This is a genomic window from Latilactobacillus sakei subsp. sakei DSM 20017 = JCM 1157, assembly GCF_002370355.1.
GTDB lineage: Bacteria > Bacillota > Bacilli > Lactobacillales > Lactobacillaceae > Latilactobacillus > Latilactobacillus sakei.
On record NZ_AP017929.1, the window covers coordinates 500,909 to 524,460 of the forward strand.

24 protein-coding genes, 1 pseudogene and 1 riboswitch are annotated in these 23,552 nt (G+C 42.0%); of the genes and pseudogenes, 9 read left to right on the top strand and 16 right to left on the bottom strand.

Annotated elements, in window-relative coordinates:
* The first annotated feature begins 14 nt into the window (after positions 1 to 14).
* A complete protein-coding gene (locus tag LEUCM_RS02480; RefSeq protein ID WP_016264352.1) occupies positions 15 to 959 on the top strand; it encodes a DUF1002 domain-containing protein in 945 nt (314 codons plus the stop codon).
* Between the two features lie 59 nt (positions 960 to 1,018).
* On the opposite strand, the pseudogene nagE reads toward LEUCM_RS02480, so the two are convergent.
* A pseudogene (nagE, locus tag LEUCM_RS02485) lies at positions 1,019 to 3,033 on the bottom strand (N-acetylglucosamine-specific PTS transporter subunit IIBC).
* A gap of 228 nt (positions 3,034 to 3,261) precedes the next feature.
* A riboswitch (TPP riboswitch) is annotated at positions 3,262 to 3,367 on the top strand.
* Positions 3,368 to 3,439: 72 nt separating this feature from the next.
* Between nagE and thiM the strand changes: the two are divergent.
* Genes thiM through LEUCM_RS02505 form a run of 4 tightly spaced genes read left to right on the top strand, consistent with a single transcriptional unit; the run spans position 3,440 to position 6,877 of the window.
* Positions 3,440 to 4,249, top strand: a complete 810-nt coding sequence (gene thiM / locus LEUCM_RS02490) for a hydroxyethylthiazole kinase (protein WP_016264350.1) — start codon at positions 3,440 to 3,442, stop codon at positions 4,247 to 4,249.
* Positions 4,242 to 5,054, top strand: coding sequence for a bifunctional hydroxymethylpyrimidine kinase/phosphomethylpyrimidine kinase (gene thiD / locus LEUCM_RS02495; RefSeq protein WP_016264349.1), 813 nt, complete (start codon positions 4,242 to 4,244; stop codon positions 5,052 to 5,054). The genes thiM and thiD overlap by 8 nt, the downstream gene beginning before the upstream one ends.
* Positions 5,047 to 5,721, top strand: coding sequence for a thiamine phosphate synthase (gene thiE, locus LEUCM_RS02500; protein WP_016264348.1), 675 nt, complete (start codon positions 5,047 to 5,049; stop codon positions 5,719 to 5,721). The genes thiD and thiE overlap by 8 nt, the downstream gene beginning before the upstream one ends.
* Positions 5,711 to 6,877, top strand: coding sequence for an SLC5/6 family protein (locus tag LEUCM_RS02505; RefSeq protein WP_016264347.1), 1,167 nt, complete (start codon positions 5,711 to 5,713; stop codon positions 6,875 to 6,877). Before thiE ends, LEUCM_RS02505 begins: the two co-directional genes overlap by 11 nt.
* Here the strand turns inward: LEUCM_RS02505 and LEUCM_RS02510 are convergent.
* The 5 genes from LEUCM_RS02510 to LEUCM_RS02530 form a co-directional block, all read right to left on the bottom strand.
* Entirely contained in the window at positions 6,867 to 7,484 is a 618-nt protein-coding gene (locus LEUCM_RS02510) for a sugar O-acetyltransferase (RefSeq protein WP_025016483.1), read from the bottom strand. The genes LEUCM_RS02505 and LEUCM_RS02510 overlap by 11 nt on opposite strands.
* A 374-nt stretch (positions 7,485 to 7,858) precedes the next feature.
* Positions 7,859 to 9,754 (bottom strand): M13 family metallopeptidase, encoded by a 1,896-nt coding sequence (locus LEUCM_RS02515; RefSeq protein ID WP_016264345.1) that lies wholly within the window; start codon positions 9,752 to 9,754, stop codon positions 7,859 to 7,861.
* A gap of 140 nt (positions 9,755 to 9,894) precedes the next feature.
* Positions 9,895 to 11,139, bottom strand: a complete 1,245-nt coding sequence (locus LEUCM_RS02520; RefSeq protein WP_016264344.1) for an ABC transporter permease — start codon at positions 11,137 to 11,139, stop codon at positions 9,895 to 9,897.
* Positions 11,132 to 12,028, bottom strand: coding sequence for an ABC transporter ATP-binding protein (locus LEUCM_RS02525; protein ID WP_025016415.1), 897 nt, complete (start codon positions 12,026 to 12,028; stop codon positions 11,132 to 11,134). The genes LEUCM_RS02520 and LEUCM_RS02525 overlap by 8 nt, the downstream gene beginning before the upstream one ends.
* A gap of 123 nt (positions 12,029 to 12,151) precedes the next feature.
* Positions 12,152 to 12,592: an Hsp20/alpha crystallin family protein gene (locus tag LEUCM_RS02530; RefSeq protein ID WP_011373765.1), complete on the bottom strand. Its 441-nt coding sequence runs from the start codon at positions 12,590 to 12,592 to the stop codon at positions 12,152 to 12,154.
* Positions 12,593 to 12,786: 194 nt separating this feature from the next.
* Between LEUCM_RS02530 and LEUCM_RS02535 the strand changes: the two genes are divergently transcribed.
* Positions 12,787 to 13,839, top strand: coding sequence for a D-alanine--D-alanine ligase family protein (locus LEUCM_RS02535; protein ID WP_025016416.1), 1,053 nt, complete (start codon positions 12,787 to 12,789; stop codon positions 13,837 to 13,839).
* Between the two features lie 106 nt (positions 13,840 to 13,945).
* On the opposite strand, the gene LEUCM_RS02540 is transcribed toward LEUCM_RS02535, so the two are convergent.
* Entirely contained in the window at positions 13,946 to 14,143 is a 198-nt protein-coding gene (locus LEUCM_RS02540; protein WP_025016417.1) for a helix-turn-helix domain-containing protein, read from the bottom strand.
* 169 nt (positions 14,144 to 14,312) lie between these two features.
* On the opposite strand from LEUCM_RS02540, the gene LEUCM_RS02545 reads away from it, so the two are divergent.
* A complete protein-coding gene (locus LEUCM_RS02545) occupies positions 14,313 to 14,558 on the top strand; it encodes a helix-turn-helix domain-containing protein (RefSeq protein ID WP_025016418.1) in 246 nt (81 codons plus the stop codon).
* A 56-nt stretch (positions 14,559 to 14,614) separates the two neighbouring features.
* Here the strand turns inward: LEUCM_RS02545 and LEUCM_RS02550 are convergent, their stop codons facing one another.
* A complete protein-coding gene (locus LEUCM_RS02550) occupies positions 14,615 to 15,628 on the bottom strand; it encodes an AI-2E family transporter (RefSeq protein WP_025016419.1) in 1,014 nt (337 codons plus the stop codon).
* A 164-nt stretch (positions 15,629 to 15,792) separates the two neighbouring features.
* Between LEUCM_RS02550 and LEUCM_RS02555 the strand changes: the two genes are divergently transcribed.
* Complete coding sequence (locus LEUCM_RS02555) at positions 15,793 to 16,980, top strand: SAM-dependent methyltransferase (protein ID WP_011373760.1); 1,188 nt, start codon at positions 15,793 to 15,795, stop codon at positions 16,978 to 16,980.
* A gap of 88 nt (positions 16,981 to 17,068) precedes the next feature.
* Here the strand turns inward: LEUCM_RS02555 and LEUCM_RS02560 are convergent, their stop codons facing one another.
* The 8 genes from LEUCM_RS02560 to LEUCM_RS02595 all read right to left on the bottom strand — a co-directional run bounded on the left by LEUCM_RS02560 (position 17,069) and on the right by LEUCM_RS02595 (position 22,620).
* Positions 17,069 to 17,284, bottom strand: a complete 216-nt coding sequence (locus LEUCM_RS02560; protein WP_011373759.1) for a P8 family protein — start codon at positions 17,282 to 17,284, stop codon at positions 17,069 to 17,071.
* Positions 17,285 to 17,369: 85 nt separating this feature from the next.
* The gene (locus LEUCM_RS02565) at positions 17,370 to 18,098 is read right to left on the bottom strand and encodes a DUF6574 domain-containing protein (RefSeq protein ID WP_016264341.1); all 729 of its coding nucleotides are present in this window, start codon (positions 18,096 to 18,098) and stop codon (positions 17,370 to 17,372) included.
* A gap of 85 nt (positions 18,099 to 18,183) precedes the next feature.
* Positions 18,184 to 18,651: a universal stress protein gene (locus LEUCM_RS02570; protein WP_016264340.1), complete on the bottom strand. Its 468-nt coding sequence runs from the start codon at positions 18,649 to 18,651 to the stop codon at positions 18,184 to 18,186.
* Between the two features lie 14 nt (positions 18,652 to 18,665).
* Entirely contained in the window at positions 18,666 to 19,604 is a 939-nt protein-coding gene (locus tag LEUCM_RS02575) for a 2-dehydropantoate 2-reductase (protein WP_011373756.1), read from the bottom strand.
* 278 nt (positions 19,605 to 19,882) lie between these two features.
* Positions 19,883 to 20,377, bottom strand: a complete 495-nt coding sequence (locus LEUCM_RS02580) for a hypothetical protein (protein ID WP_056936472.1) — start codon at positions 20,375 to 20,377, stop codon at positions 19,883 to 19,885.
* A gap of 82 nt (positions 20,378 to 20,459) precedes the next feature.
* Positions 20,460 to 21,005, bottom strand: coding sequence for a DNA-3-methyladenine glycosylase I (locus LEUCM_RS02585; protein WP_016264338.1), 546 nt, complete (start codon positions 21,003 to 21,005; stop codon positions 20,460 to 20,462).
* Positions 21,006 to 21,087: 82 nt separating this feature from the next.
* Positions 21,088 to 21,561, bottom strand: coding sequence for a universal stress protein (locus tag LEUCM_RS02590; protein WP_025016421.1), 474 nt, complete (start codon positions 21,559 to 21,561; stop codon positions 21,088 to 21,090).
* 114 nt (positions 21,562 to 21,675) lie between these two features.
* Positions 21,676 to 22,620, bottom strand: a complete 945-nt coding sequence (locus LEUCM_RS02595) for a magnesium transporter CorA family protein (RefSeq protein WP_016264337.1) — start codon at positions 22,618 to 22,620, stop codon at positions 21,676 to 21,678.
* Positions 22,621 to 22,741: 121 nt separating this feature from the next.
* Between LEUCM_RS02595 and LEUCM_RS02600 the strand changes: the two genes are divergently transcribed.
* Positions 22,742 to 23,530, top strand: coding sequence for a tyrosine-protein phosphatase (locus tag LEUCM_RS02600; protein WP_016264336.1), 789 nt, complete (start codon positions 22,742 to 22,744; stop codon positions 23,528 to 23,530).
* The last annotated feature ends 22 nt before the right edge of the window (positions 23,531 to 23,552 follow it).

Genomic DNA, 23,552 nt, shown 5'->3' on the forward strand with positions numbered 1-23,552 from the left:
AAGGATTTACGATTATGTTTAATAAACTCAAATACATTCTCCCAATCGTCATGACGGCTATTTTAGGCCTCAGCGCCCACAGCGTTTTTGCCGACAGTAATACTTGGGATAAACCAGTCGCAACACTCGGAACAAGTCTTTCAAGTACGCAAAAATCAGAAACCCTCTCAACGCTTCAAAACGCCGCTAACATCACCGATTCTGATGAATTAACAGTCACCGGTTCAACCCTCGTTAAATATCTCGATCAAAATCAACAAACTTTTAACGCGAATTCCAACGTCTATTCTAGTGCGTTGATTCAAAAGAATAATAGCAATACCGGTATTAACGTTAAGATTGTCGATTTTAACGGCAGCAACAATATCACAACAATTACCGCGAACCAATATAAAAATGCGGCATTAACCGCAGGCGTCACTAACGCGACGATCTACGTTACTTCCGCCGTACCAATTGATGGTTCTGGTGCGCTCGCTGGCGTTTACGCCGCTTTCGCGGAAAATGGTGAAACCTTAAATCAATCACAAGTCACCGCCGCTCAAGACGAAATGAGCACCCTCAGTGATATTACCCAGGCTAACAAAGGCACTGACGGCTATACTGATTCACAACTTAACAACGCCGTAACAGGTGCTAAAAAAGACATGGCTAACAAGGGTGATAACCTAACCGTTAACCAAATTACCAACATCGTTAATAATCAATTAGAACAAAATAACCTCACAACAATCATCAATAATAACCAAAAGACACAAATCATTAACTTACTCGTTAAAATTCAAGATTCTGGTGCGCTTAAATCAGATGATTTTAAGAACCAAGCCGGTAAATTAATGGATAACATTCAAAGTAATGCTAAGAATGTCTTCGACAAATTAAACACTGAAAGTAACCGTAACTTCATTCAAAAATTATTCGATAGTATTGGCAACTTCTTTAAAAACCTATTTGGATAATGATTAATACCACACAAAAACGCCTGACGAACTTAATTCGTCAGGCGTTTTTTGATTGTTTATTTAGTGGTTGCTTTTACGGCAACTGTATCAGCTTGGACTGATTGGCCCATATTATTGAACTTCATGTAAGCAACTGCTGGCATGTTCGTAATAATCACCATCATCGCTGTTTGCTTACCAGCTGCAACGATTTGATCAAGATCAACGGTTGCCAGTAAGTCACCATGCTTGATTGTTTGGCCTTCTTCAACAGCGACTTCAAAAGGTGCACCGTTCAATTCAACCGTATCAATCCCCATGTGGACTAAGACTTCCAAACCATTAGTCGTCTTAATACCAATCGCATGCTTCGTTGGGAAAATCGTCATGATTGTCCCATCAACTGGTGCGACAATCTTACCATCAGTTGGCACGACTGCGTAGCCGTCACCTAACATCTTTTGTGCAAAAGTTGGATCATCAACATTTTCAATATCAATCAATTCACCGTTTGCAACTGCGTAAAAGACATCTGTCTCACCTGAGTTAATATCACTATCAACAGGGGCTTCAACTGGTGCAGCAGCTGGTTCTGATGCGCTGGTTGCGATTGGTGTGTTGTGGTTATAAAGTTCTTTCAAGGCATCCGCCACAAATTGAACTTCTGTCCCGATAATAATTTGAATATTGGTTTTGTCTAAGACGTTAATCCCAGCGGCACCAGCTGCCTTGATAGCAGGTTGGTTAACGTTGGCTGTATCTTCTAATTGTAGACGCAAACGGGTCGTACAGTTATCGATTACTTTAATATTGTCTTTACCACCGATTGCAGCGTAGATCCGTTTTGCTTGAATCATGAATTTATCATCAGTAGCATCTGTTTCGACACCGGCAGTATCTTCATCAACAGCATCATCTGCTTCGCGACCCGGTGTCATCAAGTTGAATTTCTTGATGGCAAAGTTGAAACCGAAGTAGTAAATAACTGCCATGACTAAGCCTTCAACCAATAACATCAATGGTTGGCAACTGGATTTTTTAAACTTAAAACATAATCGACTAAACCAGCACTAAATGCGAAACCGGCTGTCCAGTGGAAGAAAGCAGCGACGGCTAATGAAATCCCTGTGAAAGCTGCATGCAAGACATAAAGTGGCCATGCGACAAACATGAATGAGAATTCAAGTGGTTCTGTCACACCTGTAAAGAATGACGCAAAACCAGCAGCTAACATCAATGAAGCTGTTGCTTTACGACGTTCTGGGCGAGCGTTCTTGTAAATTGCGTAGGCCCCAGCGGGTAACCCAAACATCATGACTGGGAAGAAACCAGCTTGGTACATCCCTGTCTTACCAATCACGGCTGTTCCGTTAGCAAGTGATTTCGCACCGCCCAAGAAGTTACCGATATCGTTAATGTTAGCAACATCAAACCAGAACACTGAGTTCAAGGCGTGATGTAAACCAGTTGGAATCAATAAACGGTTGAAGAAACCGTATAGACCGGCACCAACCCAGCCAAGTTTTGAAATTGCTTCACCAAATGATACTAAAACAGTAAAGACAGCTGGCCAAACAAAGTACAAGATTGCTGAAACAACCATCATTGCTGTTGCGGCCATAATTGGCACCAAACGTTTCCCACTAAAGAAGGAAAGCGCCATTGGCAACTTCACGTTGTGGAAACGATTGTACATTGCAGCTGCAATTAAACCGGCGATAATCCCGATTAAAACATTACCTTCGATTTTACCAAAGGCTGGATTCACCTTAGCGATATCTGATAAACCTTGCATCGCTTGAATTGAGGCAGGTGCTAAAATTGTCTTAGGGACTAAGAAAGCGACTAAACCAGCAAGTGCGGCTGCCCCATCCTGATCCTTAGACATCCCTAGGGCTAGACCAACGGCAAATAATAATGGCAAGTTGTTTAAAATTGCGCCGCCACCAGCTGCTAGGAAAATTGTAAAGACGTTTGCATTTGAATCGCCATTGCCAACCCAGTTAGCAATCCCCATCAAAATTGCGGCTGCTGGTAATACGGCAACAGGCAACATTAATGAACGACCCATTCGTTGTAAGTAATTCTTCATAAGGTGTTCTCCATTCATTCATTTATTTCGTTAACAATATTAAATCATTAATGCAAACGATAAGCAAGCGCTTAATAGTTGGTATAGACCTTTAAGGCCAAGGAATAAAGCGGTTTCTTAATTCAAAAATATTTTGGTCTATACCGTATAACGGCATTAATTATTACCTTAAAATTAAAACGGTTGCAAAAATAATGATTTGACGTATACTGAAGGTACAATTTAATCGCTTTGCACTAGGGGTGTTCTTAGAAGAACTGAGATAGGTTTGTACAACCTGATCCCTTTGAACCTGTAAGTTCAGACTTGCGTAGGAAAGTGCCTTTCTCTATTAAACCAACACCACTTTTCTATGCATTCGTGCATCCAAAAGTGGTTTTTTTGATTTTAAGGGAGGTTTTTTTGCATGTCAAAGACACTGTTAGACCAGATAAAACAAGCTAACCCGATTATCACCAACGTTGCCAACAGCGTCACGGTCGATCAAGTCGCCAACGTTCAAAATATAATCGGTGCATCTCCAATCATGTCTAGTGATCCTGAAGAGGCCCCAGAAATGGTCGCTATTGCGCAGGCACTCAGCATCAATATTGGGACACTATCCGCTGAACCCATTCACCAAATGAAGACTTTAATGGCTGAAGCTTATCGCCAAGCTAAACCAGTCGTCATCGATCCGGTCGCAGTCGGTTCAATTCATTATCGTCAGAAAATTATCGATGAACTCTTAGCATTGGGAACACCCCAAATTATCCGCGGAAATGCGGGCGAAATTGCTTATCTAGCTGGTTTAGACTGGCAAGCTAATGGTATTGATGCAGGCAATGGCGAAATTGATCTCGTAAAAGTTGCTCGAACAGCGGCTAAAAAACAGCAAACAACCATTTTACTTTCAGGTCCAACCGATATCATCACTGATGGTCAACACACGACCAAAGTCGCCAATGGCACGCCACTTTTCCAAGTCCACGTCGGCTCTGGCGATATGCTAACTGGTCTTTGCGCTGCATTTGTCGCCGTTAGTCCTGACAATCCCTATCAAGCGGCCATCGACGCGGCAACGACCTTTGCAGTCGCCGGTCAATTAGTCGCCGAAGCAATGCCAACGCCTTTACCTGGTTCTTTTTACCCACAACTATTAGACTGCTTGTTTAACATCACAGCAGCTGACGTTCAAACCCATGCACAAGTCACGGAGGTCTTAACTCATGAATAATTTCCCACAAGCCTTAACAATCGCCGGTTCAGATAGTGGTGGCGGTGCTGGTATGCAAGCCGACATTAAAACCATCCAAGAACGCGACGTCTTTGCCACCAACGTGGTCGTCGCAATTACGGCCCAAAATACAATTGGCGTTCAAGATAGCTTCCCGCTACCGCTCGAACTAGTCACCAAACAGTTTGAATCGCTCGCAGCCGATTTTAAGATCCGAGCCTGTAAAACAGGCATGCTCGCCGATGCTGAGCACGTCGCCGTCGTTGCCCAAAACCTCCGGCGCTTCGACTTTGGCCCCTTAACACTCGATCCGGTTATGATTGCAAAAGGTGGTGCCTCTCTACTAGCTGACTCCGCCATTGACACCTTACGATCAGAACTCTTACCTTTGGCAACTGTCTTAACACCTAACCTACCAGAAGCAGAAGTTTTAACTGGTCAAAAAATTCAAACAACTGCCGATTTTAAAACCGCCGCAACGCAACTACAAAAAATGGGCGCTAAAAATATCATCATTAAAGGTGGCCATCTCGATAATAGTGACCAAGCCTGTGATTACGTTCTCTACGCAGATGGTAGTGACGACTGGTTAAATACACCACGGATTGCGACCGTTCGCACCCACGGCACTGGTGACACCTTCTCGGCTTGTTTAACCGCCGAACTTGCTAAAAAAGTCCCACTCAAAAAAGCCATTCAGATTAGTAAAGCCTTCATTCAAGCTGCCATTGCTAACCCAATTGCGGTCGGCCACGGTCACGGCCCTACAAATCATTGGGCTTATCAGGAGGTTGAACATGACTAATATTGCCCAGGAAATACTCCAAACTTATTTAGTGGCTGGTACACAAGATACTGGTCGAGAAAACTTTTTACCTATACTTGACCAGGCTTTACAAGCTGGGATTACTTGCTTTCAATTCAGAGATAAGGGCCCAAATAGCTTACCAACTGACGCAATGCGGTCCGACTACGCCAAAAAGGCGCAAGCACTTTGTCGTACTTATCACGTGCCTTTTATTATCGATGATCGCTTAGAATTAGCTTTAGATTTGCAAGCAGACGGACTCCATGTTGGGCAATCTGATCAACCATGGCCTAAAATTGAAGTCGCCAAACAACACGGCCTAATTACCGGGCTATCCTGTCATACTGCTCAAGAAATCCTAAGCAGTCATCAACAACCGGCGCTCGATTATATTGGTGTGGGCCCCATCTTTCCGACGAATTCTAAGGAAGATGCCAAAACACCACTCGGTTTAGCACAACTAAAAACATTCACGCAACTCAGCCAGTTACCGGTTGTTGCAATTGGGGGCATTAGTTTAAAAAACTGCCAACAAGTTGCTGAGACCGGTGTTGCGGGGGCGGCCGTGATTTCTGCTATTACACAGGCTAAAAATATTCCCCAAGCAATCCAACTATTAAACCAACCTTGGCAGAGCTCAGAAGGGAATAATCATGAAAGTTAATCATAATCAATTCCTACTCTGGTTTGGGGCGGCTATTTCAATTGCGGAAATCATCACTGGGACACTCATTGCGCCCCTTGGTCTCGTCAAAGGCAGTCTAGCCATTATCATTGGTCACCTGATTGGTGCCTTTTTATTGCTATTACCGGCTAGTTTTCTCGGTGGCACGCGTCATCAAAACGCGATTGAGTTAACAGCCCCAATTTACGGTAAAATCGGTTTTATCCTCTTTGCGATTTTAAACGTCATTCAATTAATTGGGTGGACTGGCATCATGATTGCTAATGCCGCCCAAGCCATGCAGCAACTCAAGCTGACTCACCTCAGTTATCTGATGAATGCCATTATCGTGGCTGGCTTAATTATTTTCTGGTTGGCAATTAAAACGCAATTCTTTTTCAAGCTAAATAACTCCATCGTATTACTCTTAGTGGTTGCTTGCCTGGGCCTTTTTTGGCAACTCAGTCAATTTGCTGGTCACGCCACTCATCTGAGTGCCAATCCACTGAGCTTTGGGGCCGCCATCGAGCTCAGTATTGCGATGGCCCTTTCTTGGTTACCATTAATTGCGGATTATACCAAGGATTCAAAAAAGCCACTAGCACTCTCTTTATGGAGTACTAGCGGCTACTTTCTTGGTAGTCTAATGATGTTTTTCTTAGGCTTTTTAACCGTTATTACGACTGGCTATACTGATTTTAATCAGTTTCTAGCAACTAGTCGCTTTGGCTTTTTAATTTTATTTATCATCATCTTCTCGACCATTACGACGACCTTTTTGGATGCCTATTCTGCTGGCGTTAATCTCAAAAACCTGTTCCCTAAAATCCGTTATTCAGAAAATGGCTTAGGGATCGTCGTCACATTGATTGGGTTGGGCTTAATCGCTAATCAACAACTCTTCAAATATGAACTCTTTCTCACACTCATTAGCGCAGCCTTCACACCACTCTACACGATTGTCTTCTTCAATTACTTCTACCGTCGATTGCCAATCGCCGTCAACTTTAGTGGTTGGCTTTTAGGAGCAATTGCTTATTATGGCTTGCAGCGCTTTGATTTCCCACTGGGAACAACCATCTTTTTGATGATCTGCCTCTGGTTAATTTTATTCTGTATCGCTCAAGTTGTAGGTCATCGGAAAACTAGTCATTAGCGATTTCTGCAAAATACTGTTCTTTTTCGCGGGCCCAATAATCCTCTTCGGCTTGATCAATTGGTCGTAATACACGGCAGGGATTCCCGCCTGCGATAACATTATCCGGAATATCTTTCGTGACCACTGAGCCGGAACCAATCACGACATTGTTGCCAATTGTCACACCCGGATTAACGACCGTATTGCCGCCCAGCCAGACATCGTTGCCAATTGTGATTGGTTTGCCATATTCTAAGTCATCACGACGGCCCTGTGCTGAGATTGGGTGCCCGGCGGTGTATAGACCAACTCGGGGACCAAAGAAAACATTATCACCGATTGTGACTGGCGCGACATCAATAATAATACAATCATAGTTCATATAAACGCGCTGACCGATTGTCGTCTGACACCCATAATCCGTGCGAAACGGTGGTTCAATATATAAATCGGCGCCACTTTGAGCGAATAATTGGTGCGTCAATTCGCGGCGGTAAGCCTGTTGTTCTTCCGTAGTTTGGTTAAAAAGACGCGTTAAAACACGGGCCCGTTTCATATCTGCCCGTAGTTCCGCATCATTTGCACGGTAAATCTGACCGTTAACCATTCGTTCTTTTTCTGTCATTCAAAATCCCCCATTTCCAATGAAAGAGGCCGGGACAAAAGTAATTTTGTCTCCGGCCTCTTTTTGATTTCCAAACTTTGACACTCGACATTAATGCGCAAAGCCAAACCGTTTCAAACGCACTTTTCTTAATCGTGTTTTTTGAAACTGTCTTCTGCGCTTAGCGTCACTCGTTAAACAACTGCTTCCAGCAGTTATTCACCGAGCTGTGCTAATGCTCAAAGCCAAACCGTTTCAAACGCACTTTTTTTAATCGTGTTTTTTGAAACTGTCTTCTGCGCTTAGCGTCACTCGTTAAACAACTGCTTCCAGCAGTTATTCACCGAGCTGTGCTAATGCTCAAAGCCAAACCGTTTCAAACGCACTTTTTTAATTTACCAAATTGTGACGCGTTTATCCGGTGCTAAATACATCTTGTCTGCTGATTGAACATCAAAAGTAGTGTAGAAATCCGCTAGATTTTGAACTTGGACGTTCGCCCGAAAGGCATTTGGTGCGTGGACATCGATATTTAATAGTAATTGTTGATATTGTTGTGTGGCTTTCATCCGCCAAATTGTTGCCCAGTTAACGAAGAAGGCTTCCAAATCAACATCATCTTCACCTTTAGCCGCTTCTAGCGCACAGCTTAAGCCACCAGCATCAGCAATGTTTTCCGAAACAGTTAGCTTGCCATTCACCTTTTGATCAGCAAATGCTAAGCCATCAAATTCGGTAATCATTGCTTGTGATAGCGTCTTGAAATGATCTAAGTCAGTTGCTTGCCACCAATTATGCAAGTTCCCGAATTCATCGAACTGTGCACCATTGTTATCAAAAGCATGTGAAATTTCGTGGGCAATAACCGCTCCAATCCCACCATAATTAGCACTACTGCTTTGTTGCAAACTATAAAATGGGGCTTGTAAAATAGCTGCCGGGAACACAATCACGTTTTTAGAAGGTGAATAGTAGGCGTTGACTGTCGCCGCGCCCATTTCCCATTTTGCACGATCGACTGGTTGGGTTAATTTAGCAAAGTTTTCCGTTTCAATCGTCCGAATGAAATCAGCCGTATTTTCAAATAACGTGCCATCATCAGCTTGGGATACAGTCACCAATTTTTCAAAGATGGGTGCAATCTTTTCAGGATAGCCAACATGAATCCCTAAATGATTAAGCTTCACAATCGCTTTTTCGCGGGTTTCTGCGGTCAGCCAATCATTTTGTTCGAGGCGGTTTTGATAGACACCAATCATCTTTTTCACCATGGCTTCGACATCCGCCTTGGCAGTTGCCCCGAAGTAACGGCGGCCATAGTAATCCCCAACGACTTGATTAAACATGCCGAGGGCTAAGTAATAGGCACTCTTTTGTTGCGGTTTTGCTTCCTTGCTACCGGATAATGCGCGACTATAAATTGAACTAATCTGGCGCATTTCTTCGTTCAAGTAGCCACTCCAATCACGAATAGTCATCACAAGTAACCAAGCCTTAAATTGGTCAAAATGATCATCATTAACCAACTCGTTGAGTTGTTCAAAATAAGCTGGTTCAGTCACGATAATTTTATCTGGTTGCACTGGTAAAATGCGGCTGAAGAGCTTTTGAAAATCAATCGTTTGTTGTTGTGCGATAAAGTCGCTTAGTGGTTTAGGATTATACAACTTTGCATAATCCGCAGCTTCTTCGGCGCTCTTCACAAATGGTGCGAGTGAGCGATCAAAAGCCAACGCGTCTTTAACGGTCTTAGTCGCGACAACCGGTGCGAAGCCCACCTTTTGCAACAGTTGGACCATCATGTCGGTAAAGACTGCTAATAATTGTTCAGCGCTTTGGTTACCATCCTCGTAGTACGTTTTATCAGGTAAAATTAGACTCCCCGCTTCAGCGTAGAGCGCGTGGTGTGCCGTATCTTTCATATCGGCATCTACTGACAAGCCAAAAGGTGTTGGTAGGCCTGATAATACCCAGTCTGCCAAGCCTTGATTGTATTCTGTTAAATTGTTAATTGAGCGAACCCGTGCAATAAACGGTAAAATCGGATTAATCCCGAGTTCATCACGTGTTTTAAAGTCGGCCGCTAGGGCATAATAATCTAAAAAGTGTTGTAATAACGCATTATCCGTTTGTTTAAGTTGCTTAAAATCGGTCATTAATTGTTGATCGATTTCATCCACCAGGGCCACAAAGCCACCGGTTGCTGGTTTATCAGCTGGAATTTCGGCTGTTTTTAACCATTCTTGATTCACTGCCGTGTAAAAATCATCTTGCATTCGAACGTTTGTCATTGTCATCCTCCTCAATCAGATTCTAATTCAATTCTACCATTGATGCCCTACTTTCCGGTAGTCTAAGCGCTTTAATTATTGATAACGATTGCAATCAAAAACGGTCGGCATCTTCTTTTAGAATGATGCCAACCGTTTTTTTATTTTTGCTTTTCCGCTTTCAGCATTGCAAATGACCGCATAAATGAGCGCATCACGCCCTTGTCTGAATAGACCAAAATGTTCATACGATAGATAATCAGCGCCAAATAGGTGAGCCCCATCAATGTGATAATCGCTAAGCCAAGACCCAGCGCTGCTGCGGTCGCACTTAAATCGCCACTAGCAAAACGCACCGGTAACATGATTTGCGAAAAGAGCGGTACATAACTCAGGCCTTTTAAAAAGCCGATATCCGAGCGCGTCGTTAAGATAAACCCGCACATATAACTGATTGTACTGAGGATTAATAACGGTGAAATGGCTTGTTGCACCTGATCCATTCGCGAAACGACAGACCCTAGCATTGCTGCAATCACTGTGTAGAGTAAAACGCCGACAATTAGGAAACTAATCGCATACCAAACCGGTGGTGTCCAGAGGTTCGGTCCGACTTGCTTTAAAATCGCCGATAATGGTAATTGTTGTTTTAAGTAGTGATAACCCACCACTCCAATTAGGATGTAAAAGACAATCTGAGTTAAAACTAACGCTAATACAGCGGCAATTTTAGCGAAGAATTGAGTTGTCGCCGAGACACTTGAGAGAATGATTTCCATAATACGCGAGCCTTTTTCAGTCGCAATTTCCTGTGCGATAATCCCCGCGTAATTAACGATGAAGACAAACATTAAGACTGTAATCGCTAATGAAATGCCTTCTCCCACTTGTTTTTGATTAGATTGATCAATTTTTTGTTGCCCAGCTTCAAACTGAACGGTCACGGCTTTGATCGTCATCGGTGTCGTTAACTTTTGAATTTGGTCCGCCGGGACGTTAGCTTGCCGCGCAAGGGTCACAATATTCATTTCATTCAACTGATTTTGAATGCCACTCGGATCAAAATCACGACTATCTTTCCGTTCAAAATATTGGCTATTGCCTTGCTGAATGATTAAATAACCATCAATTTTTTCTTGTTTCAACGCTTGAGCTGCTTGCGGTTGCGTCTTAATTTGCGTATCGATGACGTAATCTTGCCCTCTCATTTGTTGCAAGGCTGCTTGTTCAGCTGGTTGTTGACTGAGAACCGCAATCTTAGCTGGTTCGGTGGATTGGTCCATCAATTTGCCAATCCCTAGGACGACCCCTAATAGAATAATTGGCATAATAATCATGATGATATAGGCCGGACTTTTGATATTTTTAAAGAAAACCTGTTTAAAAATAATCTTAAATTTAGTCATGTTGCTCACCCACTTTCAATCTAAATATTTCGTCTAGACTAGGCGCTTGTTGACTAAATTCTGGAATATAACCGGCTTGCGTCGTGCGTTCGAAAATCTCTTTGCCAACCGCTTCGTCAGCTAGCGTCAATTCAAACTGGTGACCGTGGCGTGTTACACGTGAAACACCTTCAATTTGTTCCAATTCAGATTGCGTTAACGGTGATTCTAAGAAGAGTTTCGTGCGGCCAAACTGTGCTCGTACTTCATCGACACTTCCGGATAACACGACTTGCCCATTGCGCAACATGACAATCCGGTCACTAATCTTGGCAACATTCGTCATATCATGACTCGAAAAAATAATTGCCGAGCCTTGCGACTTCAACCATAAAATACCATCTTCTAATAAACCAGCATTCACAGGATCCAACCCACTGAATGGTTCATCCAAAATAATGAGCGCTGGTTTATGAATTAAGGTCGCAATCAGTTGCACCTTTTGTTGATTGCCCTTGGATAAATCCTTAATCTTATCAGTACGTTGGCCCTTAACAGCAAACCGTGCTAACCACTCGTCAATTTGTGGTTTAATTTCCGCCGCGGTCCGCCCGCGTAACTGCGCAAAATATAAAATTTGTTGTTCAACGGTCATCTTAGGATAGAGGCCCCGTTCTTCTGGCAGGTAACCTAATTGATCGTAGTCACGACTGGTAAATGCATGCCCTTGCCACAAAATCGTCCCGCTATCCGGTGTTAAAAAATTCAATATCATTCTAAAAGTGGTCGTCTTACCAGCACCATTTTGCCCAATGAGCCCCAATATTTCGCCAGGTTGAACGGTAAATGATACATCATCAACAGCTTTCATCGCCCCAAAACTTTTTTCAAGATGCGTTAACGTTAGCATATTACTGCCTCCTCAACATTTATTAACCACTTTAACTATACAATATCCCTTACGAAAACGCATTATTATTATTTACCATAAAAAAAGAGTCACCAACAAAAATCGGCGACTCCTAAATAATCATTATTGAATTTCAATTTGGCTTGTTGATTGTGTATCTTCAGCCATTTTTGGTAAGACTAATTGCAAAACGCCGTCCTCATATTTCGCGCTAATTCCTTGGCGATCAACTTCTGGTAAATAATATTGACGACTGAAGCGACCATAGTGACGTTCACTTTGAATCAAGTTTCCTTCTGAGTCGCTGTGATCGTTAAAACTATCCCGTTTTGCACTAATCTTTAACGTGTTGTTTTGATAATCGACGTGGATGTCTTGCTTGTTGAGCCCAGGTAAATCAACCGTTAATTGATAATCCTTGTCAGTCTCCTTCACGTCTGTTTTCAACAAGTTGTCAGTTTCAGGCGACATTGCAAAGAATTGTTTGCCGAAATTCTTGAAAAAGTCATCACCTACTAAACTGTCTAACCAATCTTGACGACGATCCATTAATTCGTTTGCCATCTCTAAAACTTCCTTTCTTTATCTTAATTACAATTCTATTTTAACGCGTTAGTCGTCTAATGCAAGTAATTAGCACTCTTTTATCGCGAGTGCTAACGCAAAATAGTTAACCGCCCTAATTTAGCATTTTAATTCCCGCCTTAAGCGTTTTATGCTATACTTAAGGTTCCAAAAATACTCGGAGGTAGATTCATATGAAAATTGTTGTCTTAGCGGGCGGTCGTAGTACTGAACGTAACGTTTCACTAACGTCCGGACACAAGATTACCCATGCACTACAAACAAAAGGCCATGATGTTGCCTTTGTCGATCTTTTTTTAGGGAATGAATTGAAAGATGGTGCCACAATTGACTCTCTTTATTCATCTGATCCCGTTGAAAAAGATTATGACATTGATGATGAAGTTTTAACAGATGACGACATCAATAAACTTCGCGAAGATGGTTCAACACAACTATTTGGTCCGAATATCTTAGAAATTTGTAAAACTGCTGATATCGTATTCCTCGCACTACATGGTGGCGATGGCGAAAACGGTAAAGTTCAAGCGGTTCTCGATGTCTTTGAAATTCCTTATACTGGTAGTGACACATTAGCTGCTGGTATTACTATGAGCAAAAAAGTTTCTAAAGAAATCTTACTCTTCAACAACATTCCAACAGCACGTTTTGTCGCTGCTTATCGTCATCAACCAATGCCAGAAATGCCATTTGAATACCCTGTTGTGGTTAAACCAAGTAATGGTGGTTCAAGTGTTGGGACACATATCGTCCACAACGAAGCTGAATTAAAACCAGCTGTCGAAGATGCTTTGCGTTTTGATAACGAAGCCTTGATCGAAGAATTCATCAAGGGTCGCGAATTCTCACTGGGTGTCATTAACGAACAACCATTACCAGCCATTGAAATTGAAGTCAATGACGGTTGGTATGACTTTGAACACAAATTCGTAACAGGTAACACGACGAAATTCGTCACACCACCTAACAACTTACCAGATAATGTTCACGAAGCCATGAAACAAATGGCGCTTGATGCCATGCACGCGCTTGGTTTAACCAACTACGCCCGCATCGATTTCTTCTGGAGTCCTGAAACTGGCTTATACGTCATCGAAGGCAATACATTACCTGGTATGACACCATTATCATTAATTCCTCAAGAAGCAGAAGTTCTTGGTATTAGCTACCCTGATTTATGCGAAATGATTGTGAATGGTAAATTAGCTTTACTTAATGAAAAATAATAAGTTTCTAAAAAAAAACGATAAGCCTGAGGGCTTATCGTTTTTTTATTATTAAATACTAGTGGTACCCCCGCTTAATCCTAATCTAATTATTCCTCTTTAGGAACTAAGATTCAAAGAAGATTAGAATCGGCACATCTAGCTGATCGTGTAGCAACTGAATTTCCTTGACGGTAAACGGAATTTTACCGTGAATCTTACGGTTAGCAGTTGTTAGCGTTTTATTTAAAACATCAGCAACTTCCTGCTGCTTGATGTCACGACCCTTTAAATATCCTGATAGCACGAAAAGTTTTCCTGCCAAATTTGGCACCCCCAAATGAATATTCTCAAACTTTGCTCCACATTAGGAATATTACGTCATCTAGATAAACTTGTCAATTAACGATTTTGTACGAAAGTGTTAACTTTTTAGCGTATTTTGTCATATACTTAGTACTATAGTTTTTATTGCGAGTAAGAAGGTGAATTTAATGTTTGGACAACTATTACATGATAAGCGGGTTTCACGGAATCTTACGATGCGGCAGCTAGCCGATTTATTAACGCAAAAATACAATATTAAGGTCAGTAGCTCCATGATTTTCCGCTGGGAAAAAGGCGCTGCCCCTTCATTAAAAGCGTTGTTCATCATCGCGACTGAATTACAAGTTGATCTCAATCAACTCGCTGTCATCATTGCCGACAGTAACTTAACCCGCCCCGAATCTCTTTCATAAATCAGTAGTACACTAAACTAATCAAAAAGGACTCGGCTAAATGCCGGGTCCTTTTTTTATTTCGTTTTAATTGTTTTAACCCCTAAGACGTCCAAGAAGAACGTGAAAATTGGTAACCCAACAATCAAGCCCCACGTGCCTAAGAAACGTTCAGCGACAAAGAGAACGACAAAGGTGAAGAAAATTGGTAGTTGTGTCTTGCTCGACATAAAGCGCGGATTCAAGACATAAGCTTCTAGCGCGTGAATGACGGTAATCATCACCAGAATATAAATCACATACTGCACACCACCCACTGAAAAAGCGATGATACATAGTGGAATACATGACAGAATCACACCCGCCACTGGGACCATTGATAATAAGAAAATCATAATTGCCAAACTCGGAATATTAGGCATCTTCATCACCGTCAATGTGATCGTTGTGAGGACCGTATTAACGACCGCGATAAAGATTTGCGCTTCAATCACAACACCAAAAGTGTTCACGAATTTTTTAGCAAAGTAAGCAATATCTCGGAAAAGCCAACCGTAGGTACTCTTTAAGAAGAGCCCACCAAATTGTGGTAACTTATCCAGTTCAATCGTATAAAAGAAACTGAGGATAAACGACAAGACAATCGTCACGCCCATCGTACCAATCCCGGTAATATAGTTAACCAAGGTTGAAACACCATGCTTTAACTGGTCGGTCAAATTAAACTGTTTCATGTATTGGCTGATCAGTTGCATGAATTTATTGGCATCAAAGGATGGACTCTGGTAAAAATTATAAACACTTTCACCTAATTTAATCGTTTGTTTAGCGATTTGTGGCACATAAATGGTTACCCCGAGATAGACCAATAAAATCACTAAAATGTAGAGTGGTACAACCACCGCGGCTGGTGGTATCCGAACATAACGCTGCACGTGGCGCACCAATTGGGTAACTAAAAAAGTAAAGATGAACGTCAACAAGATGATATTCATCATTGAACGAACCGCAAAAATAACACCAATCATCCCCATTAGAACTACTAGGCGCCGTAATTGTTCGTTCGCTACAAATCGTTGGTATAAAGTCACACGTTTTCCTCCCTAATCTAAAACATATCATCATTTTACAACACTTCGCGTTAATTGAATAATGAAAAATCTAACCTTACATAAGTGTTATGACTTACATAATTTTTAAAATAAACGTATACTAGTTTGGTATTAAAAATTTTTTCCTAGAAAGGATTTTCGGAATGTTAGAAAAAACTTTTTATAAGAAACTACTACAACACTCTTTTGATTTTCCAGTCGCCGTCCACTTTTGGGATGGTAGTACTGACGTCTACGGAACCGGAGAGCCTGAAATAGCAATTACTTTTAAAAAACTCATCCCCATCAAATCACTAACCAGCAACGCCTCATTAGCCTTAGGGGAAGCCTATATGGCAGGCGATATTGAGGTGACAGGCAAAGGTGACGCACCACTTCAAAAACTACTGACAGCCGCTTATAACAGCTCAGAGAGTTTTATGCGCAGTCACAGTTACATTCACTTTTTACCTAAACAATCACACTCAGAAAAAGCTAGCAAAAAGGATATCCAAAGTCACTACGACTTAGGAAATGATTTCTACCAACTTTGGCTAGATAAAACCATGACTTATTCTTGTGCTTATTTCGAACAACCAACAGATGATTTAGAAACTGCTCAAATCAACAAAGTGCACCATATTCTACAAAAACTCAATCCACAACCTAATCGGACATTGCTCGATATCGGCTGTGGCTGGGGCACATTGATGTTAACCGCCGCTAAGGAATATCACTTAAAAGTTGTCGGCATTACTTTAAGCCAAGAACAATATAATTTTGTTCAACAACGAATTGACGAAGAAGGCCTCAGTGACGTTGCGTCCGTTGAACTTGTCGATTATCGTGAATTAAAACACGCCCCATTTGATTACATTACAAGTGTCGGCATGTTCGAACATGTTGGTCAAGAAAACTTGGCTGAATACTTCAAAGATGTTGCGGATTACTTAACAGACGATGGCGTGGCCCTTATTCACGGCATTACGCGTCAACAAGGCGGCGCCAAGAACGCCTGGATCAACAAGTATATCTTCCCAGGTGGCTATGTGCCAGGCTTGGTTGAAAATACGCAACACATTGTCGATGCCGGTTTACAAATCGCTGACATGGAACCTTTACGTCGGCACTATCAAAAGACGTTGGAAATTTGGGATGCCAATTTCAACGCACACCGTGATGAAATCCAACAACAAACGAGTCTTGAATTCGTTAGAATGTGGGATCTCTATCTCCAAGCTTGTGCCTCATCTTTTGAATCTGGTAATATCGATGTTATTCAATACCTCGTTTCTAAAGGCGCTAGCGCCCGTGATTTACCAATGACACGTGCTTATATGTATAACGTCTAAAATAAAAGTGTGTGCTATCACACATTTTATCCAATCAAAAAGTCGCTATGAACAATTGCTTGTTCACGGCGACTTTTTTTGTCTTCAGTTATTTTTTTAAAAGTGCTTCAGCTTTAGTCCGTACTTCTGAATCGCTCATGCTGAGGTAAGGTTTCATTGCGGCAACTGTTTGATCCGTATTGTGACCATTTGATTCCATGTAGTGGTCCCATAATGCTTCTCTCACGATTGTTGCATCGTCGCTCCAGTCAAATGCCTCTGACATCTTCATATCTAAAACCAATGTTGCTGTACCTACTGCCATTGCAAAAGCCTCCTAAATATTTCTTATTACACTTTCTATATTAGTCCCTTTTTCAAAAAGTGTACCAAAATACGCACTTTTATTTTTAAAAGAGGTTCGCAAGGCCCATCATAACGACCTGACTGCTCATCACAAGCAATAGCAAGTGAACAATAATTTCAAATAGGATGACCGTGTAAAATTGATCGAAGCCCGCCATTGGTTGACGGATTAGACTGACGACAATTGCCATATTCACCCAGAGATAACTCAACACCAGTAAGATGACAACTAACCACAGCGCCATCAAGCCAGCCATAAAAGTAACCAACAAGGCCGCCATCGTTAGCAATAAGACGAAGCTCCCGTAAGCACTGATTTCAGTTAAATAGCGGTCAAAACGCAAATTTTTTTGTTTTAAAAGATACCGTTTCAGTAAGTACCCGGTTCCCACCAGAACTAATAAGCCACCCAGTTGGATTAAAAAGAGGCGTAATTCAAGCGGCCATAAAGCCACTGGCTGGCGTAAGATAACTTGCGTGCCAGTGACACCGGCCACGGCCCCGACTTGTTCGGACCAGCCCGCCATCAATAAACTAATCGTCGCCGTATTAACCAGCAATAAGATGGCAAAAGTTACCCAGCCAAATTGGGGATTAACCCACTGCCATGGTGTTTGTAGGGGTTGCCGCCAACTCGCCTGTAAAAATTGGTGATACTTGAGTGCGGTTGGTTTGGCTTGAGTCGTTTCGTGATTGATTGCAGCCGCACCGCAATTTGGACACTGCTGCAGCTTGCGACCATATTTAATATGACATTGTGGACATTCTAGCATAGTCTTGCCTCCTGATAATCCTATTCTAATCGAAAAAGCACCCAAAACAAAATAAAACTTGTTTGGGTGCTTTTAGCTTTTTAACTTAACGGACAACCATTACTGAGCTAGGGGCATATTTAGATAAGTAGCTCGCATGTGTACCGATTAAGTGTTTTGAAGGTTTTGTTTTCGAACCACAGATGACAAGATCTGGTTTGAATTCAGGAATGATTTCTTCAACAATCACGTGGCCTGGATTGCCTTCACCAAGAATTGGTGTCACTTCTTGCACCCCAAATTCTTGCGCCTTTTGAACGAAGATGTCTAGGTCTGCGGCAATTTCTTCCCGTCGTTTAGCGACCACGTTTGGTGAGAGTGATTGATAGATATTTAAATCGCCGGTTTCTAAGATGCTGACAATCCCCATTGGAATTTGGTACATCTTAGCGACGGTACAAGCGTAATTAAAAGCGCGTTTTGATGACGTTGGATCATCATCATCAATTGCGATTAATAGTTTTTGGTAGTGCATTGAAGTGACTTCAATGTTTAAAGGTTGTTTTTCTGTCATTTTAAAAGACTCCTTTATTTTTCGATGACGAGTGCTTCTTTAGTATGCACAAGTTGGGTAATCAATTGGTTGACCGGCGTTGGGATGCCACGTTCTTGGCCCTTGCGCGCAACGTAGCCGTTTAAGTAGTCAATTTCAGTTAAACGATGGTGTTGGATTAAATCTTGGTGCATTGATGGATAATGTTCACCAGCTTGGGTGGGATCAAATAATTGATCGATATGCGCAATCGTTGTTGGCACATCCAAATCAACCGCTTCGGTCGCTGCCACTGCTGAAAATTCAGCCACAATCGAAGCCAGTAATGAGTTGACCTGACTCGTCCGACCGAGTTGGGCAATGTTACAATCCAATAAAGCACAGAGGCTATTCAAGGTGCCATTCACACAAGCTTTGCGCCAAATTGAAAACAAGACATCAGCACTATAGGTCGCATGTAATCCTGCAGCACTCAACATCGCGACTAATTCTTCAGCAGCACCTTTAGCTTCTGGCGCCACGTTTTGAAGTTCAACACTGCCGGAACCACTAAGGCTAATTTCACCGGGACCGGTTAAACCAGCAGTCCACAACGTAATGCCGACGAAAATATTATGTTTGGGTAAGTAGCGTTCGATTGTTTCGGGATGACCCAAGCCATTTAATAAACAAACGACCTTCGTCTTCTCACCAATCAGCGGTTTAATCGATTGGAGCATCGCCCCTAGTTGCATCGATTTCGTGAAGATGATAATCACATCTTGAACGTCTTTAATCGCTGTGGGTAAGGCTGCTGGAATCTGAACGTGTTGCACGTCTTGCCCCGCAATCGCCACCGTTAAACCCTTGGTATTAATTGCCTGAACATGTTCGACCCAGTTGTCTAGTAAGACGACATCGTTCCCGGCTGCTTGTAGCATGTAGCCAAAACGGCTGCCCATTGCACCAGAACCGGCAATTGCAATTTTTGTCATTTATTCAACAGCTCCTCAACTCTTATTTACTGTTTAATCATGCCATATTTTCTGCTTTTTTTCACTAGAAACCGCTTAATTTATGATAAATAAAAAAAGAGTGTGCTATCAGTCGGGGATATCCTGAGGATTAACAAAGAATGGTGAATGATTGCACCAGCAATCGTTTACCATTCGACGTTAACCACAAGGATATGACTGATAGCACACGTTTAGCAACTATCGGGTATTAAAAAAGTTGGGCCAAAAGTGATTTTTGGCCCAACTCCGTTTGTATGCTATTGATTTACTTGCCAGTTCGCAATATTTTGAGCAGCAAGTGCCAAACTCAAGACAGCATCCTTAGAAAGGTCCGCTTGAATGAGGTTATGTTTAACAGTGGCCGCAACAGCGCCAATCACGGCTAAGCCGTAAGTGAGGACTTCTAAGTCGCGTTTCACTAAGTATTGATCTTCATAAACAGCTTCGTGACTGTATTCAAAGTTAACTTTGTTATCGGCTAAAATGTCATCAACGTGGGTTACCATGATCCGGTCAGTAACATCCATCAATAATTTACGGTCATCTGATAAGGTTAATTTATGGTCTGATTCGGATTGATAGTAAGTTTCTTCTGTAATATCCAAGTATTTTGCTACTGGATTATTCAAAACACCAAAACCATCTAATACTGCAAAAATTTCTGAAACATTGAGGCTAACTTTACGATCAATAATTGCCGTCATGTTTTCTTCTAACCAATCCGCTAATTGGCGAACGTTATCTTGTGCCATTTTTGTGTACTCCTTTAAATTATCTAAAATAGACTTTTAATCTTCCCTATCATCATACACCATCCGCGATTTAAGGGACAGTCTATCCCTTCAGATGCTGGGGATGATCGTCAATTAAACCCGCACCTTGCAAGTAAGAATAAACCGTCACTGGACCAACGAATTGGAAGCCCCGACGCTTCATATCCCGGCTCACTGCAACCGATAATGCTGATTGTGCAGGGACGTCTGCCCACGTTTTTGGTCGATTAACGATTGGTTGCCCGTCAACAAAAGCCCACAGATAGTGCGCAAAACTTTCCTGTTCTTGTTGAATTGCTAAAACAACTTGCGCATTATTCACCGTTGCTGCTAGCTTACGCCGGTTGCGAATGATCGCTGGATTTTGTAATAAACGGTCAATATCAGTCGTCGTCATTTGCGCGACTTTTTGAATCTCAAACTGGTAAAAAGCAGTTCTAAAAGCCGCCCGTTTTGCCAGCACCGTTTGCCAACTCAAACCCGCTTGGTAGGTTTCCAAACACAACAATTCAAATAAGCGCTGGTCATCGTGTTCCGGTTGGCCCCATTCTTGTTCGTAGTAAGTTAACAGCTCTGCTGTCGCATTCATCCAATTATCGCTTGCCATGTTCATCGACTCCCTTCTACATTAAAGTACGTTAAAAAGCCACGACAACTTGTGCTGTCATGGCTTTTTTGATTACTTAAAATTATTTTTTGTAGGGATTGTTATTGACGTCAGTCTTCACAATCAACACGTCACAAATCGCTGTCCGGTTAACGTATTCTGTGACAGAACCCATTAACATCCGTTCAACAGCGTTCAAACCGGTTGAACCCATCATAATTAAATCTGTTTTGTATTCTGATGGGAAATCACGTGCGATGACATTCTTCGGATTGCCAAAACGGACGTGAATTTCAACGTCCATCAAATTATCATTGGTTTGAATATCATATTTCAAACTATTGAGATAATTTTGTGCGTCTTCTGAGATTTGGAAAATAGCATCTCCAGAAAGCATGCCGCTATAACTCCCTGCATATTGTTTCGTATCTAATACATTTAAAATATCTACTTGAGCGTGATTCATCTTAGCCACTTGAACTGCCTTATTAAGGGCTAATTCAGCTTCTTCGGAACCATCAACTGGTACTAATATTCTCTTATATTCTTGAACCATGCTGTTCATCTCACTTTCTCTTTATGCACAATGTCACAATGATACTACATTAAGAATATACCGCTTTCGCGGACAATTCAAGCAAAAAGAATAGCGTTTTCTTAAGTGTACCCTTTAAAAATAATCCTTCTTCTTCAGCCACCAGCCAACCAAGGCACTCACAATTCCCGATAAGCCCAATAGCAGGATAAACCCCTTACCACTATGCGTTAGCGGCACTGGCACATTCATCCCCCAGAAACCACCAATAATGGTCGGGACCGTTAAAACAATCGAAATCGACGTCAACGTCTTCATGATGTTATTCAAACGATTGGAAATGATATCTGATAATAAATCACTTAATTGTTCTAACAAAGCGCGATAAGTCGTAATCGCCTTATCTGATTTAGCAAACTGTAAATCGATGCGGTAAAGACGATCTTTTTGATCAGCCACTTCTTCAAATAACGCCGCCTCTTTAATCTGCGGTAAGCTCTGCTGATTACTTTTTAAACCCAAATCCAAGTAAACGACACTCTTTTTAAGTGCTTTGAGTGCGTATAAAATTTGATTCCGCGTCGAAATATGGACGTTTTTCTCCAACTGATGAATCTGTTGGGCGACCACATCTAAGGCGGTCAAATAACGTTGGTAAATCAACGAGATACTCTGTAACACAATGCTTTCGACCTGTTGATCAGTTCCCGTAATCCGTTGCATCTCGGCCACCAATTCACTTTGTTGGTGTCCAACTGTCAGTAAGGTTTGCCCACTGATGATAAATGAAAACGGCCGCGTAATGTATTCAGCATGTTTTTCAGAATCATGGGTTTTGACCGGCACTAACAGACAGATATGACTAAGTATTTCACCCGTTTCCGTCGTAAACGTTTCATACCGGGCCACTTCATTGATATCTTGGGCGACCTCAAACAACATGCGCGGCAAATGGTACTTCCGCGCAAAATGCTGCATTTCATGCTTGCTAGGATCTTCAAAGTGAATCCAATTGGCTGCTTTTTCCGAGCGGTTTTCGTGAATCTCACCGGTCGTCTGTATTTCGAAATAGGTAATCATTTATCCGTCTCCGCCCTTTTCTTCTTATCATACGAGCTTTCCTACACGCTTGACAAGTAACAGTCATGCTAATAGTAAATATGCTACAATAAATCTATACGAAAATAGGGAGGTTTTAGAGATGACACAACGGATTTTACCACTCGAAAAAGGCCATAACTTTAGAGAATTAGGTGGCTATCAAACGACTGATGGCCGCACGCTTAAATGGCATAAATTACTGCGCTCAGCCAACTTAGCCCACCTCACTGATGCGGATTTAAACTATCTTGATCAATACGGTTTGCGCTATGATATTGACTTGCGTTCTGAAGATGAAAAAGCCAAAGCGCCCGATCGACTACCCGCTAATGCAACTTACGAATTCCTCCCTGTTTTTGCCGTTGATGAAACAGCCAATTCAGCGAGTCAGGATGAACTCTATCAACTCTTTAGCAAGGACCCACTCAGCGGCCACACCCGGATGCAAAAGGTTTATGACAATTTGATTAATCAGCCCCATTCTAAGCAAGCTTACCGCCGCTTTTTTGAATTACTGCTCGCCAACGATCAAGATCATCAAACAACTCTTTTCCACTGTACGGCTGGCAAAGATCGGACCGGCATGGCCGCTGTCTTCTTACTCAGTGCCCTTAATGTGCCCGCAGAGACGATCCAAGCTGATTACCTGCTCACTAACCTCGCATCGGCTGATTTTGTGCAGAAGTCCTTACAGCGCCTCCAACAAAAGACGGCCGATCAAGGCATTTACCAAAGCGTTCAATCCTTATTGACCGTTCACTTGGATTATCTTCAAACCGCACAAATGGCGATTCGCCAAGAATCCGGCACAATTCAAAATTACCTCAAGACTGAATTACAACTAACCAATCATGATTTAACTGACTTACAAAAAATTTACTTAATGTAACCGAAACAAATAAGGAGTCCCA

What these genes read in the sequence shown, in the direction of transcription:
- LEUCM_RS02480 (WP_016264352.1), top strand. Translation starts at nt 15, where the DNA reads ATGTTTAATAAACTCAAATACATTCTCCCAATCGTCATGACGGCTATT.
- thiM (WP_016264350.1), top strand. Translation starts at nt 3,440, where the DNA reads ATGTCAAAGACACTGTTAGACCAGATAAAACAAGCTAACCCGATTATC.
- thiD (WP_016264349.1), top strand. Translation starts at nt 4,242, where the DNA reads ATGAATAATTTCCCACAAGCCTTAACAATCGCCGGTTCAGATAGTGGT.
- thiE (WP_016264348.1), top strand. Translation starts at nt 5,047, where the DNA reads ATGACTAATATTGCCCAGGAAATACTCCAAACTTATTTAGTGGCTGGT.
- LEUCM_RS02505 (WP_016264347.1), top strand. Translation starts at nt 5,711, where the DNA reads ATGAAAGTTAATCATAATCAATTCCTACTCTGGTTTGGGGCGGCTATT.
- LEUCM_RS02510 (WP_025016483.1), bottom strand. Translation starts at nt 7,484, where the DNA reads ATGACAGAAAAAGAACGAATGGTTAACGGTCAGATTTACCGTGCAAAT.
- LEUCM_RS02515 (WP_016264345.1), bottom strand. Translation starts at nt 9,754, where the DNA reads ATGACAAACGTTCGAATGCAAGATGATTTTTACACGGCAGTGAATCAA.
- LEUCM_RS02520 (WP_016264344.1), bottom strand. Translation starts at nt 11,139, where the DNA reads ATGACTAAATTTAAGATTATTTTTAAACAGGTTTTCTTTAAAAATATC.
- LEUCM_RS02525 (WP_025016415.1), bottom strand. Translation starts at nt 12,028, where the DNA reads ATGCTAACGTTAACGCATCTTGAAAAAAGTTTTGGGGCGATGAAAGCT.
- LEUCM_RS02530 (WP_011373765.1), bottom strand. Translation starts at nt 12,592, where the DNA reads ATGGCAAACGAATTAATGGATCGTCGTCAAGATTGGTTAGACAGTTTA.
- LEUCM_RS02535 (WP_025016416.1), top strand. Translation starts at nt 12,787, where the DNA reads ATGAAAATTGTTGTCTTAGCGGGCGGTCGTAGTACTGAACGTAACGTT.
- LEUCM_RS02545 (WP_025016418.1), top strand. Translation starts at nt 14,313, where the DNA reads ATGTTTGGACAACTATTACATGATAAGCGGGTTTCACGGAATCTTACG.
- LEUCM_RS02555 (WP_011373760.1), top strand. Translation starts at nt 15,793, where the DNA reads ATGTTAGAAAAAACTTTTTATAAGAAACTACTACAACACTCTTTTGAT.
- LEUCM_RS02560 (WP_011373759.1), bottom strand. Translation starts at nt 17,284, where the DNA reads ATGGCAGTAGGTACAGCAACATTGGTTTTAGATATGAAGATGTCAGAG.
- LEUCM_RS02565 (WP_016264341.1), bottom strand. Translation starts at nt 18,098, where the DNA reads ATGCTAGAATGTCCACAATGTCATATTAAATATGGTCGCAAGCTGCAG.
- LEUCM_RS02570 (WP_016264340.1), bottom strand. Translation starts at nt 18,651, where the DNA reads ATGACAGAAAAACAACCTTTAAACATTGAAGTCACTTCAATGCACTAC.
- LEUCM_RS02575 (WP_011373756.1), bottom strand. Translation starts at nt 19,604, where the DNA reads ATGACAAAAATTGCAATTGCCGGTTCTGGTGCAATGGGCAGCCGTTTT.
- LEUCM_RS02580 (WP_056936472.1), bottom strand. Translation starts at nt 20,377, where the DNA reads ATGGCACAAGATAACGTTCGCCAATTAGCGGATTGGTTAGAAGAAAAC.
- LEUCM_RS02585 (WP_016264338.1), bottom strand. Translation starts at nt 21,005, where the DNA reads ATGGCAAGCGATAATTGGATGAATGCGACAGCAGAGCTGTTAACTTAC.
- LEUCM_RS02590 (WP_025016421.1), bottom strand. Translation starts at nt 21,561, where the DNA reads ATGGTTCAAGAATATAAGAGAATATTAGTACCAGTTGATGGTTCCGAA.
- LEUCM_RS02595 (WP_016264337.1), bottom strand. Translation starts at nt 22,620, where the DNA reads ATGATTACCTATTTCGAAATACAGACGACCGGTGAGATTCACGAAAAC.
- LEUCM_RS02600 (WP_016264336.1), top strand. Translation starts at nt 22,742, where the DNA reads ATGACACAACGGATTTTACCACTCGAAAAAGGCCATAACTTTAGAGAA.